Genomic DNA, 14,177 nt, shown 5'->3' with positions numbered 1-14,177 from the left:
TTCTGTCCTACCGGGGGCTCCGTTGCTGTGTCCGGCACTCGCCTGAGTCCTCATCAGAACGTGACGAACTACCCAGCGTCACCAAGGGTGAAATCCACCCAAACCAACCACGGCGAGCTCCTGACCAGCAGGGTTCTACTAATTCACCGGCATTGGTCTGACCTGGGCATTTGCCCGTCAGACGCCTCTCGTTCGGACCGCTTACAGCCGGGCCTGGCTTGCGTGGTAACTCCCAGTTCATCCCACAGATATCCCGCTTATGACCAGCAGTTCCGGTCTATTTCCGGTCCAAAGACCGGCTCATCCTGATGCGGACCACCCCGGCGATACCGGCCGCACGAGAAAGGGCACTGCGGGACCGTGCACCGTACGAGAACTGGCGGCCACCGGTGATCGGAGTGTCCTTACTCGTCCCCGTGGGGGGCGACGGACTGCTCCTCGCCGAGATGACCGGTCGCGGCGGCCTCGTGCTCCCTGTCGGTCCCGTAGAGGACGGTGAGACACCGGAGCAGGCAGCTCAGCAGGTACTGCTCGGCGCGCCGGGCGGTCTCCCCATCGTGCAAACGGGTTGCCGTGGACGAAGTCCAGATGCGACGCCGGAAGATCATCACGCACATCATGGTGACCGGCCCGATCACCCGCGAGGACACCGCCTTCCTCAGCTACCGCGACCCGCGGGCCGTCCTACGTGCCCTGTCCACCGTTCGGGCCATCGCTGATCTCCCGGAGGATGCGCGCGCACGAGCGCTCATCGGCCTCCAGGTACTCGCGATCGGCGCAGTCGCTCATCTCGAATCCGGAACGGTGCGGCGGCTTGAGCCGTTCGTCTCTGGCGGGCGCAGCAGCGCCGGCCCGGAATCTTTCGCGCTCACCCAGAGCGAACCCGACCAGGAAGAGGCCCGCACCCCGTGACACATCAGAACCCCACCCGCCCGACAGAAGCCCCCGACACCCCGGGCGAGCCCGCCAGGCCCTGGATGCCCCGCCAGGAATGGGTCAAGCCCCAGGCACTCATCGCCTCGTGCGTCGTGCTCCTCGACCAGCAGGGCCGGATGCTCATGCTGCGCTACGCCGACAGCGAGCCGAGCGGCGGCACCTGGTGGTTGCCGGGCGGGATGCTCGATCACGGCGAAGACCCGTTGACCGCAGCGCGGCGAGAGATGTACGAGGAGACGGGAGTCACGGTGAGTCCCGCCCCGCGGCTGATCGGCTACGACCACCGCGTCGATGGGCGCCAGTTCCGCATCCCGCAGAGCACGGGCCGACACGGGACGTTTCTTGTACGCGTAATAGGTGGACGGGTGGATGCTGCAGTCGAACCACAGCACACATGCTGATCTACGACTGAAGGGTCAGACGGGCGGCGCGGGTGAAGCGTGGGTGGCCCGGATGGACGGGCGCAGGACGTGACGGGCTGGTGGTTCCGGGCCTGCGGCGAGCGCGGGCGGGGCCGGACGGCGGGTGTGTCGGCCGCCGAAGGCCTCGCATCCGCCCGGCTCGCCGCGGGACCAGGGACGCCGGGGGTCAGCCGGACTTCTTGGTGATCACGAAGCGGTCGATGACCAGATGGTCGATCTCCGTGGCGAGGAGACACTCGAGAGCGTCGCGCGGCGAGCAGACGATGGGCTCACCCGCCACGTTGAAGGACGTGTTGAGAAGGCAGGGCACGCCGGTCCGGTCCGTGAAAGCGCGCAGAAGGCGGGCCAGGACCGGGTTCTGGCGGTCGTCGACGGTCTGCACGCGCGCGGTGCCGTCGACGTGGCAGGCTCCGGGTATCCGCTCGCGGTACTCCTCGCGGACCGGGAAGACGAACGTCATGTACGGCGACGAGGTCTTCTTGCCCAGGTCGAACACCCGGGGCGCTTCGGACTCCAGGACGACCGGGGCGAAGGGGCGGAAGGGCTCGCGGTGCTTGACCCGGATGTTGATGATGTCCTTGATCTCGGGGAAGGCCGGGTTGGCGAGGATGCTGCGGTTGCCCAGAGCGCGCGGCCCGTACTCGGTGCGCCCCTGGAACCAGGCCACGACGTTCTTCTCGGACAGCAGCCGCGCCGTGCGCTCGGTGACCGCCTCGATGTCGGCCTCCTCCTGCCACTCGACCCGGTCGGCGTACTCCTCCAGTACCTCCAGGATGTGCGGCTCGTCGTAGGAGGGCCCGAGGTAGGGCGTGGTGGCGGCGTCGGCGGGGCGGTTTCTGAGCCCGGCCGTGTACACGGCCGCGCCGATGGCGACCCCCGGGTCGCTCGCGCCGAAGCTGACCTCCATGCCGGTGAACGACGAGCGTTCCAGCATCTTGGTGTTGGCCACGCAGTTCAATGCGAGACCGCCCTCGAAGAGGAGTGTGTCCAGACCGGAGGTGGCCGTCAGCGCCCGCACTTGGTGCGCGGTGACGGCCTCCACCATGTGCTGGGCCATGGCGGCGACCTTCACCCGGAAGTCGAACTCCTCGCGCTTCTCGCTGTCTCCGCCGAACAGGTCGTCGAACAGCGCGTAGTACGCCGTCACGTCCGTGGGGATGGAAATGGTGTACGTGCCGTTCTCGTGGAGCCGTACGCAGCGCTCCAGCAGGGGGTTGCGACGCGGCGACGGGCCGTAGGCGGCCAGGCCCATCACCTTGTACTCGTCGTTGTTGGGCACGAAGCCGAGGTAGCGGGTGATCCGTCCGTAGGCCACGCCGAGCGAACTGGTCATCGGGATGGTGCTGTCGTCGAAGACGCGCACCACGCCGTCGCGCACTTCGCCCATCACCGAGGACAGGGTCTCGGCCCGGCCGTCGCTCACCAGGAACGCCGCGTCCCCGCCCCCGGCCAGATACGCGCCGCACGTCAGATGGGCCAGATGATGGGGCACCAGGACCAGCTTGTTGGGGTCGAGCTCATGGCCGGTGCGCCGGACGAAGTCGTCGTGGATCGCCTCACGGCTGACCATGTCGGTGTAGAACTCCCCGGTGCGCCGCAGGACGTCGAACTTCTCGGCGGGCGACAGACCGCCCGAGGCGACCTCGGCGATCATCTCGGCGGCCACCTCGGGCGAGAAGCGCCAAGGGAAGGCGACCACGTCCACCTGGTCGAGGGGGACGCCGGCGAAGTCCAGGCACCACTGGATCGCGTGGGCGGGGAAGTCGGAGGTCTTCTTGACGCGGCTGAGCCGTTCCTCCTCGACGGCGGCGACCAGTTCGCCGTCGAACACGAGGGCCGCCGACGCGTCGTGGCCCACGAGCAGGTTGCGGGCGACGCCGGTCGCCCCGAACAGGCGCCCGAAGATCTCGGCGCCCCTGGTGAATCCGTTGTATCCGAGCACGATCACGGTGGTTCAGCCTCCCTAGCGACGATGGTTGCGACACGGCCCCACGGCCGCCGTCACGGGTCCTGCGGGAGGTCGATCTGCTCGTTCGGGCCGTCCTTGGACTCGATGGTCAGGAAGGACAGCACCTCGTCGCCGATGTTCTTCAGGTCGTGCAGGTGATGTCCGCCGTCAGCGACGGTGAAGTACCTGGTCTGCCCGCGCGCATAGGAGATCTCCCGGCTGGTGCCGTCGCTCATGTGCTGGCGGGCGCGACCGTCGGTGAGGGCGATCCAGTGGTAGTCGAGGACATGGCGGTGGACGGGGAGGCGCTCGCCCGGCTCGAGGCGCGTCTCCCAGACGCGCAGGCGTTCGGTGTCGACCAGCAGGGTGCGGCCGACACGGCCGTTGTGCTCGTTGGCGGCGAAGTCCGCGTGCAGCGGCGGGCTCCAGCGGTCGTAGTTCTCGGCGACGACCTCGCTGGTCAGCGGGCGGTCGTGCACCGGGTGGTCGGTCTGGGGGCGGTTACCCACGGGCCGGTCCTTTCGGTCTCGGGGTGCTGGTGGCGCGACGGTCGGCCGGCGGTTCACCGCACACGGGACAAGGCGTCGAGCAGGGTGTCGCCGGCCCGCTCGTCGGCGATGGAGACACGACAGGTGTCGGGGACCAGCCGGGCGGTGTCGGCGACCATGATCCCGGCGCCGCGCAGCTGCTCCATGACGCGTTCGTGCTTGTGCATGCGGACCAGGAGGAAGTTGGCCTCGGAGGGGAACACCCGTTCCACGGCCGGGTGCCGGGCGAGCGCACGGGCCATCCGGTCCCGCTCCGACAGGATGCGCCGGACGCTGTCCAGCACCCGCGCGGAGTCGGTGAGCCGGTCGCGTACCGCCCACTGCGAGGCGTTGGTGAACCCGAAGGGCACCTGGACCCTGCGCAGGGCGTCGACGAGCCCCGGCTGTGCCAGAGCGACACCGCAGCGGGCCCCGGCCAGCCCCCACGCCTTGGAGAGCGTCCTGAGCACGATGAGGTTGTCGTGCCGGGCGATGAGCGGGGCGTACGAGGGCCCCGCGCTGAACTCCACATACGCCTCGTCGATCACGACCAGGCCCCGGCTGCGGGTGACCAGTTCGAGCACCTGCTCCGGATCGAGCCTGGTGCCGACCGGGTTGTTGGGGTCGCACAGGAACGTCACGCGCGGGTCGGCCGCCAGGATCCGTTCGACGTCCAGCCGCGCCAGGTCGTCGCCGAGCAGCGGCGCCTCGACGACGGGCAGCCGCAGCACGCGGGCGAAGTGCGCGTACAGCTCGAAGGTCGGAGGGGTGACGCAGACCGCCTCGCCCGGTGAGGCCAGCGCGGCGAGGAGCAGCATGACGGCGTCGACGGCCCCGCTGGTGAACAGGGCGTACTCGGCGCCAAGTTCACCGAGGCCCTCGTGTCCGGGCAGCCGTCCGACGGTCGTCAGATACGTACGGGCCAACTCGGCCGTGTCGAGTTCGGGGTAACGTCCGTTCACCCCGAGGAACGGGTTGGTGTTGCCGGAGAGGTCGAGCAGGTCGAACTTGGGTCGGCCGCGGAAGCGTGCCGGGCCCGGGACCGGCACCGCGGCGACCGGTTCGGTGGCGAAGGCCGACACCTCGACTTCCGTGGGCTGTTCGGGCTCGGCGTCCACGCCGGGGGCGCGCAGCCAGTGGTCGAGGGGGACGAACTGGTCGGCGCCCAGGGCCCGCATCCGCTCGGCGTCGCCGGGCCCCAGGTGGACCCACTCCAGGCCGGTGCGCCGGGCGTGCAGATACAGCTCGTACAGGGACGCCTCGTACAGGGCCTGCCGCGCGGCCGGAGCGTCTGGGGCCAGGGCCTGGGTGAGGCTGTAGATCCCGCGCCCGTTGTGCGAGCGGACCAGGAGCCCGGCCTGTACGACGTCGCCGCCGCGGCGGCGTACGAGCAGGTCGGTACGGTCCGCCAGGGTCCCCTGGGCCAGGGCGTCGAGCGCCTCGGCGCTCCAGAGCGCGCCGCGCCCGCCCTTTTGCTGATGGAGGGCGGCGAACGCCTCGCGCGCCGCGGGCTGCCGAGGCAGGTCGCCGAGCCGGATCAGCTCCCAGCTCAGCTCCCGGTACTCGTCGTGGCGGGTCCGCAGTTCGCCGAGCCGCTGCTCGCCGACCCGGCCGCGCAGCACGCCGGCCACCTCGCCGGGCAGCCGTACGAGCCCCTCGCTTCCCGCGGCGGCGGCGACGAACCCGGCCGCGTGCAGCGGCCCGGTGTCGTCGGTGCGGCGCACGTACGGCACGAGTATCTGTTCCAGCCCCAACTCCTGCGCCCGGCCAAGGAGTTCGTCCACCGCAAGCGGGCCGGGAGCGGGACTGCTCGGGCCCTGGGGGACTCCCCCGATCAATGTGGGACGCTGCGGGACAGACGCGTCGGCCCGCGCGAACCGCTCGTGGTACAGACCGAGTCGGCCCGGCGCACCGATGGGCCGGCCGGACTCCAGCGTGGCGCACAGGACGCGCCGCAGCTCGATGACATCCGATTCCCTACGCATCGCCGCCCTCCACTCCCCCAAAGGCGCCGGGCGTCTCGCCCTCGCCGACGGCGAGGTGCGCCTCGATGCGGTCGCGGTACTCCTCGAACATTTCGGCCAGCGTGCGGGCGATGCCCGGCCGCCAGTCGACGGTGCAGTCGCCGATGAGGTCGCGGCGGACGCGGTGGTCGAAGATCGCCGTCTCGCGGCTGGGCGACTCGCGGTCGAGCCGGGCCGGGACGCCGGTGAGGGCGGACATGTATTCGATGAGGTCGGTCATGCCGACTTCTTCGTCTCCGCCCCAGTTCACCACCTGAGCGGGCGTCCGGGCGGCCGCCCACAGCAGCGGCACCTGACGGACGACGTCATCGGTGTGGAGCAGGTCGCAGTAGTTCTGGCCCTCGCGCGGCACCGCGCAGGCCCGGCCGCTACGCAGCTGCTCGAAGAGGATCATCGGCACGCCGCCGTGCCCGTACGGGCCATAGGCGATGTTCAGCCGGGCGATCACCGTCGGCAGTCGCAGACTCTCGGCGAGGCCGCGGGCCACGCCCTCGGCCGTGATCTTGGCGACGGGGTACGTGGGCAGCCAGGGGGCCGCGCCGCCGAGCGGGTCGCTCTCCCGGTAGCGGTGGGTCGCGTCGGCCCGGTTGTAGACGACTCCGGAGGACACGTAGAGGAAGGCCTCGGCATCGGCGCAGTGCGTCATCAGGCGCGCGGTACTCACCGCGTTGACGCGGGCAGTGTCCTCGAAGTCGTGGCCGTCGCCCCGGTGGACGGCCGAGTGCAGAACATGGGTGAAGTCCTCCGGCAGCCCGTCGAGTTCGTCAGTGGCCATGTCCCAGACGACGGTACGGGCGCCGGCGGTCTCCAGCGCCTTGCGGGCCTCGGCATCGCCGAACCGGCCGAGGCACCACACCTCGTTGCCGGCGGCGAGCGCCTCGGCCACGGGTCGCGCGACCTGTCCAGTGGCGCCGGTGACGAGAATCTTCTTGCCTTGCATGGTCAGTCGCTCCTGGTCGTGTCGGAGGTGGCCCGGCAGGTCATCGGTCCAGCGCGCGGGTCAGTTCCCTGCGCAAGGTCGCCTGGAAGCTCTGGACGTGCTGGGGGCTCATCAGCGTGTAGTGCTCCCCGTCCACCTCGATGTAGCTGTTCGTCTCGCGGGTGAACTCGTCCCAGTCGCGCAGCTGACCGTCCAGCCACTCCTGCTTGGTGCCCTTGAGTGGGGTGCAGTAGAAGACCCGCACCCGTTCGACCGTGCCGGACGGCTCGTAGTCGCGTCCCAGGTGCACCATGCTCTGCGCCAGGTGCACCCAGGCGCCGAACCGTTGGACGTTCAGGTCGAGTTCGGCCAGCCGCCTGGGCGGGGCGTGCTCGACAAGGTGGGCGAGCTGGTCCGCCTCGGGCAACGGACGCAGGGCGGTGGTCAGTTCGGAGATGTCGGCGGGGTTGATGAGTTCGAGGAACAGTGCCAGGTTGATGGCGCCGTCGGTGAAGGTGATCTCGTTCATCCGGCCGGAGATGCGCGGGGGAAGGTTGAAGATGCCGACAAAGTCGACCCTTTCGCCGTCGGCCTCCAGACGCTTGGCGATCTCGAACGCCACGGCTCCGCCGTAGGAGTAGCCCGCCACGGCGTACGGGCCGCTCGGGCGGGTCCGGCGGATCGCCGCGACATAGGCACCGACCATCTCGTCGAAGGAGGCGAAGTGCGACTCCCCTTGCCCGAAGCCCCGGGCCCGCAGCGCGTAGAACGGCCGCTCCCCGGTGAAGTACTTGGCGAGGTTGACGAAGACCAGTACTTCGCCGAGGCCCGGGTGGACGCAGAACAGCGGGGTCCCCTCGCCGGTGACCTGGAGCGGCACCAGCGGGTCGTAGGCGGCGTCGCCGCCCGCGCCGGACGCCGAGGCCAGGCGGGCCGCCAGCGCCCGCACGCTCGGGGCCTGCAGGAGCGTCGCCATGGGGAGGTCGTCGAGGCCGAAGGCGGTCTGGACGCGGAGTTTGAGCCGCAGGACGTCGAGCGAGGTGCCGCCCAGGTCGAAGAAGCTCGCGGTGACCGGGACCCGCTCGACGTTCAGCACCTCGGCAAACGCCTGGGCCAGGGTGGTCTCCGCCTCGTCCGCCGGCTCCACGTGGCCGCCGAGGAAGCGGCCGGTCACCTCCTGGGTGCGCCGGGCCGCCGCGTCCAACGTCCCGGACTCGACGGCCGTGCGCAGCCGGGACCGCTGGACCTTGCCGAGGTTGCCGCGCGGGATCTGCGTCTCGGCGACGGGCAGGATCAGCTGGGGACGGAATCCCCAGTGCATCACCGTGGAGCTGCGTACCGCGACGAGCATGCGGTAGAGGGTCGTCTCGTCGGCTGGGTCGCCGACCGGCACGAAGGCGACGGCGAGCTGTTCGGAGTCGGCGCCCTCGGGTCGGATCGCGAAGGCGGTGACCTGTCCGCGCCGAACGCCGTCGAGTTCGTCGAGGACCGCTTCCAGGTCGTGGCTGTAGTAGTTGACCCCGTTGACGATGATGGAGTCCTTGGTGCGGCCGATGAGGGCCAGCCGCCCGTCGGCGTCGAGCCGGCCCAGGTCGCCGGTGCGGAACCAGCCGTCGTCGGTGAATGCCTCGGCGGTGGCCGTGGGGTTACCGAAGTACCCGCCAGTCACCATGGTTCCGCGCAGCTGCACCTCGCCGGACTCGGCCGAGGCGGGACGGTCGCTGGAGGAGAGCACCGTGCCGCTGCCGTCGACGATCCGGATGCGCAGCCCCTCGACCGGGTGGCCCAGCGGCGGGAACTCCTCGTCGAGGTCGCGGTCGGTGAACTCGCGGTTGAACACGCTGCCCGCGCAGGTCTCGGTCATCCCGAACGCGGGCACCACCACGTCGGGGCGCAGTCCGTAGGGGGCCAGGGCGTCCAGGAACGACCGCACGGTGGCGGTCACGGTCGCCTCGCCGCCGGAGATGATGTATCGGATCCGCGAGAGATCGATGCCGGGCACGGCCTCGGCCGTCCGCGCGAGGGCCTGGTTGATCTGGCCGAAGAAGAAGTTGGGGGTGAACGTCACCCGCACCTGATGGATCGTCAGGAGTTTGAGGAATCCGACCGGTTCGGCCAGCACGGTGGACGGGTTGGCGATGACCTGGTTCGCGCCGTTGCGCATCGGCAGCAGGTGCGCCTCGATGGCCGCGATGTGGTCGGCGGAGATCCAGTTCATCATGGTGTCGGCGGGCCCCAGTTCCAGCGCCCCCGACTTCCCGGCCTGCGCCGCGAGAAGGTTGGCATGGGTGAGCCGGACCGCCTTGCTCGATCCGGTCGACCCGGAGGTGAGCATCAGCAGGGCGAGATCGTCCGGGGCGGCCGCGTGTACGTGCTCGGGCTCGGCCGGGGCGGCGTCCAGCTCCTCCAAGGTCACCGTGGTGAGCCCGACGTCGGGCAGATCGTCGTGTGCCTTCGGTACGACGACCAGCGGGTCGCCGAGGAGGCCGCGCAGGTGCTCCAGTTGCGGGCGCAAGCGGGAGGGATCGGCGGGCGGGGCGATCGGGCAGGGCACGGCGCCCGCGTGCAGGCAGCCCCAGAAGGCACGGAAGAAGCTCTCAGGGTCGCCGGCCGCGACCAGGACTCGGTCCCCCGGTGCGGTGCCCCGGCTGCGCAGGCCCTGGGCGACTCTCAGGGCGCCTTCGCGCATTTCGGCGTAGGAGACGAACGGACCGTCGACGAAGGTGACGCCGCGTGCGGTGTCCTGTGCGGCGCGTTCGAGCAGATGCGGAAGCGTCGTGACGCTTGTGGCGTGACGTATGTCCGACATGACAGTGAAGACCCCGATCGTGGTGGGACTGAACTGGGTGGATCAGCGCGCACGTACTGGAGGATGGGGTGAGTGATGTCCGCCCGAGGACGGCTGAGGGCATAACGGTAAGGCCCGGTGAGTCCGGGGCGGGGCGGTGCCCGCCGCGGGCGGTGTGCGGCACGCGGTCGCGGCCGGTTCAGGCCGGCGGGTGGCGGTCCGCGTGCGGGCGATGTGCCGGTGGGAGTCGCCGCGGCGCTGGGACGTGGGCCCGTTCGCGCCGAGGCCCTACTTCCCGCCGGTCTCGTTGAACCGGACGATCTCTGCGATCGTGCAGCTCAGCCGTCGCTCGTCCGGGTCGGAGACGATCGCCTCGCCGACGCGGCCGTAGGGGCCGGGTGGCGTGTCCGGTGAGGAGGAATGAGTGAGCTTGTCGAAGGTGAAGGCGCACGCGAAGTCCTCGCACATCAGGCTGCCGTGGTCGGGGCGCCGCAGCAGGAGATAGCCGTGGAAGCGCTTCGGCGGACGGACCGCCGGGGGAAGGGAGACGCTCAGTCCGAGCGCCAGGCTGATCTCGGCGTCGACGAGGTCGACTCCGTAGGTGAGCTGGACCAGTTGAGGGGAGAGCACGCGTGCACGGCGCTCAGCGGCGAGTTGTGATAGCGCGTCAGGGAGCGCCAGTGCAGGTCGCCGCCCTGCCAGATGCCGTCCATGTAGATCTCGGGGGCGTCGACGAACGACTCGGCGACCACGTCTACGTCCGACTCGCCCGGGAACGGCTCCAGCGCGCGGTGGTACTCCTCGGCGGAGCGGACGACCTCGGTGCGCAGTGGGCCCGCGCCGATGGCCGGTTTGACGACGAACGGATTCCCCAGTTCCTCGGCGAGTTCCGCGTAGGGCGTGGCCCGGGACGTATAACGGGCCCGCGCGCCGGACGTCCGGCGGGAGCCGGCTCTTCTGCAGGTACTTGTACCGGAAGAAGAGAACTCCCTGGGAATCGGAGTTTCCGGGAAGATTCAACTGCCGGCGCAAATAGGCCGCCGCGAAGACTCCGAATTCTTGGACGCTGACGACGGCGGCCAGGTCGCCGAGACCGGCGGAGAGCAGCACCCGGAAGACTTCCTGCGCGTTCTCCATGTCCGCGACGCAGCGATAGTTCTTCCTGTCCTGTAAATGTAGCGGTCTCGGCATGAAGTAAAGGTGTTTCAGACCCCGGCACCGCAGGGCTTGATCGAGATCTTCCCGGTATCCGACAACGACTATCGCGGGCATGTGCCGTCTCCAGAGTCACCACTGCCGAAATGATGGGTTACTGTCGCGTTACGTCGCGATGAGTCGCGGAATCCACCCCCTGATATCCGATACATCATTAGACAGCCACATGGCGGCGGATCGGGCGACATGGACCACAATGCGGGTTTTTGCAATTACTCGCTTCGCGAACTGCTGTTTCTGCGCGCCGGGAGATATTCGCCGAGCCGGCCAGGGCTTGCGCGCCATGTACTTGAAGGGGCCAATGACCCGTAGGGCGCCTGCGTACTATTCGCCGCGCCGGGGCCGGATCCCGGGCGGGCCGCCGTCATGCGAGCGACGAGCCGCCGCGGGCGCCGCCTGCCTCGTTGAAGCGTGCAATCTCGTCGATCGTGCGCCTGAGCCTCGACTCGTCCGCGTCGGACACGACGGCGTGACCGACGCGGCCGTAAGGACCGACCGGCGCGTCGGGAGCGGAGGGGTAGTGCAGCTCGTCGAAGGAGAAGGCGCGCTCGAAGTCCTCCTGCGCCAGCATGCCCTCGCGCGGGTGACGCAGGAGCAGATAGCCGTGGAAGCGGTCCGGTGTCCGGTGGCCGTACGGCGGCTCGGGCGCCTCCCCGAGGGCGAGGGCGATCTCGATGTCGAGGAGGTCGACGCCGTAGGTCAGTTGATTGACCCGGGGCGACAGGGCTCCCGGCAGCCGGACGGCGCATTCGCCGAACGTCAGCCCGTCGGGCTGACGGAACGCCTCCATATGGAAGACGCAGTCGGGCGCCTCCAGGGTGGCGAGCACCCGGCGGGCCATGGCCTCCGCCTGCTCGAAGAGGTCCGGACATCGTTGTCGGTCGAGCACATGCGCGGCCAGGACGCCGCCCTGCACCGCACTGAGCGGGGAGATGTGATTGCTGCTCAGAGACGACCACTGGAGCGCGCCGTGCTGCCAGACGCCGTCGAGGTAGACCTCGGGCGCGTCGACGAACGACTCGGCGACGACCTCGACGTCCGAGCGTCCGGAGAACGGCTCAAGCGCCCGGGCGTACTCCTCGGGCGAGCGGACGACGCTGGTGCGCAGGGCGCCCGCCCCGGTGGCCGGCTTGACGACGAAAGGGGTGCCCAGCTCGGCGGCCGGCTCCTCGTAGGGCGTGCCCACGGGCAGATACCGGCACCGCGCACGCCGCACCTCCGGCGGCAACAGGCCCTTCTGGAGGTACTTGTCCCGGAAGGTGAGGACCTTACGTGAATCCGCGTTCCCCGGAAGGTTCAATTGCCCGCGCAGATAGGCCGCCGAGAATACACCCATCTCATGGACGCTGAGCACGCCCGCCAGGTCTTCCGCCTGAGCGGAGAACACCGAGCGGAGAACCTCCTGGGCGTTCTCCATGTCGGCGACACAGCGAAATGCCTTCTTCTCCGGCGAGATGATCGGAGTCGGAACGATGTAGAAGGGATCCACATCCCGACGCCGTAGCGCCTCATCAAGATCATCCCGATATCCAATAACCACCATCTTGGGCATGCGCCGTCTCCAGTGTTACGACTTGCCGAGTTAGGGAGAAGTTATTGCGGTTTCATCGTGACGCAGCCGGATCTCTTCCGGCGCCAGTGAATCATTGCACGGACCCAGTCGACCACGTCCTGTGATATGGATCACAAGGGAATCATGAATACCCACAACAGGAATCCCAGATTCCTCGATTGTGCCTGGCGCTCCAGAACCTTTCTCTCGGACACGGCAGCTGTAAGTCTTGATCGTTGACGTGTCTGTGCAGGTCAGGGGTGGCGCGGGCAAGGGAACGGCCACCGCGATCATGGTCGTTTGTGAAGACAACGCAAGACGTGGTGGCCGTGGAGGCCACGATAGCCCAGCAGGAGCGGACGGCCGCGTTCGGGGACGTGATGGCGCAGGTCGCGGACTGCTTCCCGCAGCGGGACTCGCGGCTGCTGGCCCGGGAGGCGGTGCAGGCGATGCTGATGGAGCTGGAGCGGCGTAACTGCTGGTCACCGGCCGAGGCGCTGGGGCATGGCGGGCCGCACCGGCTGCAGCACTTCCTCTCCCGGGGCGCGTGGGACCACGACCTGGCCCGGGACCGGCTCGCGGCCTGGGCGGCCGGTGAACTCACCGACGAGGAAGCGGTGTTGGTGGTGGACGAGACCGGGGACGCGAAGTCGTCCACGGACTGCGTCGGTGCCGCCCACCAGTACTCCGGCGCTCTGGGCGGGGTCGGTCTGTGTCAGGTCGCCGTCCACCTGACCTACGCCTCCACCCGCGGCCATGCGCTGATCGACCGGGAGCTGCACCTGCCGGCTGGCTGAGCCGCGGACGAGGAGCGCCGCCTGCTGCGGCACGTGCCCGATGCGGTGGAGTTCGCCACCAAGCCGCAGCTTGCCGCCGCCATGCTCGCCCGCGCCCGATCCCTGGGCATCGCTGCGCGCTGGTTCGCCGGGGACGAGGTGTACGGCGGGCGCGAGCTGCGCCGCACCGCCCACACCCTGGGCTTCGACTACGCCCTGGCCGTGAAAGCCGACCACCGCGCCACCACCCAGGCCGGCCGCCTGACCGCCGCCGAACTCGCCCGCCGCGTCCCGAAGAAGGCGTGGATGCGGATGCGCACCGGCCACGGCCTCAAGGGCGACCGATACTACGACTGGGCCCTGATCGAGGACGACGCCCCCGCTGACGAGGCGACCGCCGCCGGGCACGCCCACCTGGTCGTCCGCTGCCACCGCTACACCCGCCCGGGTCTTCTGCATCAGGCGGCGGAAGAAGTGTCTGGCGGCGGCCTTGTCCCGGCGGCTCTGCAGGAGGATGTCGAGCACGTTGCCGTCCTGGTCGACGGCCCGCCACAGGTACTTCTGCTCCCCGTTGATCTTCACGAAGACCTCGTCCAGGTGCCACTTGTCCCCGGGCCGGGGCCGGCGGCGGCGCAGTCCGTTCGCGTAGGCCTGGCCGAACTTGGCGGACCAGCGGCGGATGGTCTCGTAGGAGACGATGACGCCCCGCTGGAGCATCAGCTCCTCGACCTTGCGGAAGCTGAGCGGGAAGCGGAAGTACAGCCACACGCAATGGGAGATGACCTCGACCGGGTACCGGTGCCCCTTGTACGACGGCGGCGCGGACGACACGAGCGAATCCCTCCCCGGCACGATCAACCACAAGATCATCCCACGCCGGTCAGCCAACGTGACAATGCCCTACGCAGGGATCAACGTCGAACGGGCGGGGTTGTTCGACGGCACCCGCGGCGAGCAGATCGCCGGACGTTTCACCCTCGAGCAATGCTCAATACCTGTGGATCAGCCTGCAGGAAGGAGGCGTACCTTCCCGATGGATCGATCGATAGGTCATCGAGCAAGGCCGACGT

General features: G+C 69.4%; 10 protein-coding genes and 3 pseudogenes. 4 read left to right on the top strand and 9 right to left on the bottom strand.

Annotated features, from left to right (window positions below; all coding sequences use genetic code 11):
- Positions 1–404 precede the first annotated feature (404 nt).
- Complete coding sequence (locus ACWD6R_RS37395; protein WP_451822824.1) at positions 405–563, bottom strand: hypothetical protein; 159 nt, start codon at positions 561–563, stop codon at positions 405–407.
- A gap of 10 nt (positions 564–573) precedes the next feature.
- On the opposite strand from ACWD6R_RS37395, the gene ACWD6R_RS37390 reads away from it, so the two are divergent.
- Both ACWD6R_RS37390 and ACWD6R_RS37385 read left to right on the top strand, forming a co-directional pair.
- Positions 574–912, top strand: a complete 339-nt coding sequence (locus tag ACWD6R_RS37390; protein WP_451822823.1) for a hypothetical protein — start codon at positions 574–576, stop codon at positions 910–912.
- Positions 909–1,337, top strand: a complete 429-nt coding sequence (locus tag ACWD6R_RS37385; RefSeq protein ID WP_451822822.1) for an NUDIX hydrolase — start codon at positions 909–911, stop codon at positions 1,335–1,337. The genes ACWD6R_RS37390 and ACWD6R_RS37385 overlap by 4 nt, the downstream gene beginning before the upstream one ends.
- Before the next feature lie 187 nt (positions 1,338–1,524).
- Here the strand turns inward: ACWD6R_RS37385 and ACWD6R_RS37380 are convergent, their stop codons facing one another.
- The 7 genes from ACWD6R_RS37380 to ACWD6R_RS37350 all read right to left on the bottom strand — a co-directional run bounded on the left by ACWD6R_RS37380 (position 1,525) and on the right by ACWD6R_RS37350 (position 12,331).
- On the bottom strand, positions 1,525–3,306 hold the full coding sequence (locus tag ACWD6R_RS37380; RefSeq protein ID WP_451822821.1) for a carbamoyltransferase family protein: 1,782 nt from the start codon (positions 3,304–3,306) through the stop codon (positions 1,525–1,527).
- 53 nt (positions 3,307–3,359) lie between these two features.
- Entirely contained in the window at positions 3,360–3,815 is a 456-nt protein-coding gene (locus ACWD6R_RS37375) for a hypothetical protein (protein WP_451822820.1), read from the bottom strand.
- A gap of 53 nt (positions 3,816–3,868) precedes the next feature.
- Entirely contained in the window at positions 3,869–5,818 is a 1,950-nt protein-coding gene (locus ACWD6R_RS37370) for a pyridoxal phosphate-dependent aminotransferase (protein ID WP_451822819.1), read from the bottom strand.
- Positions 5,811–6,797 (bottom strand): NAD-dependent epimerase/dehydratase family protein, encoded by a 987-nt coding sequence (locus ACWD6R_RS37365; RefSeq protein ID WP_451822818.1) that lies wholly within the window; start codon positions 6,795–6,797, stop codon positions 5,811–5,813. Before ACWD6R_RS37365 ends, ACWD6R_RS37370 begins: the two co-directional genes overlap by 8 nt.
- A gap of 40 nt (positions 6,798–6,837) precedes the next feature.
- Positions 6,838–9,585 carry an alpha/beta fold hydrolase gene (locus tag ACWD6R_RS37360; protein ID WP_451822817.1) on the bottom strand — a complete coding sequence of 916 codons (2,748 nt, stop codon included), beginning with the start codon at positions 9,583–9,585 and terminating at the stop codon, positions 6,838–6,840.
- 267 nt (positions 9,586–9,852) lie between these two features.
- Positions 9,853–10,194 (bottom strand): hypothetical protein, encoded by a 342-nt coding sequence (locus ACWD6R_RS37355; RefSeq protein WP_451822816.1) that lies wholly within the window; start codon positions 10,192–10,194, stop codon positions 9,853–9,855.
- A gap of 949 nt (positions 10,195–11,143) precedes the next feature.
- Positions 11,144–12,331, bottom strand: a complete 1,188-nt coding sequence (locus tag ACWD6R_RS37350; RefSeq protein ID WP_451822815.1) for an ATP-grasp domain-containing protein — start codon at positions 12,329–12,331, stop codon at positions 11,144–11,146.
- Positions 12,332–12,711: 380 nt separating this feature from the next.
- Here ACWD6R_RS37350 and ACWD6R_RS37345 point away from each other — a divergent pair.
- A pseudogene (locus tag ACWD6R_RS37345) lies at positions 12,712–13,329 on the top strand (IS701 family transposase); the annotation flags it as partial.
- Between the two features lie 189 nt (positions 13,330–13,518).
- On the opposite strand, the pseudogene ACWD6R_RS37340 reads toward ACWD6R_RS37345, so the two are convergent.
- Positions 13,519–13,938: pseudogene (locus ACWD6R_RS37340) on the bottom strand (IS6 family transposase); the annotation flags it as partial.
- Between ACWD6R_RS37340 and ACWD6R_RS37335 the strand changes: the two are divergent.
- Positions 13,913–14,177, top strand: a pseudogene (locus tag ACWD6R_RS37335) (hypothetical protein); the annotation flags it as partial. The pseudogenes ACWD6R_RS37340 and ACWD6R_RS37335 sit on opposite strands and share 26 nt — an antisense overlap.

Source organism: Streptomyces sp. NPDC005151 (assembly GCF_053599875.1).
Note: the sequence above shows the minus strand (reverse complement) of the source record. Positions and strands in the feature narration are given on the sequence as shown.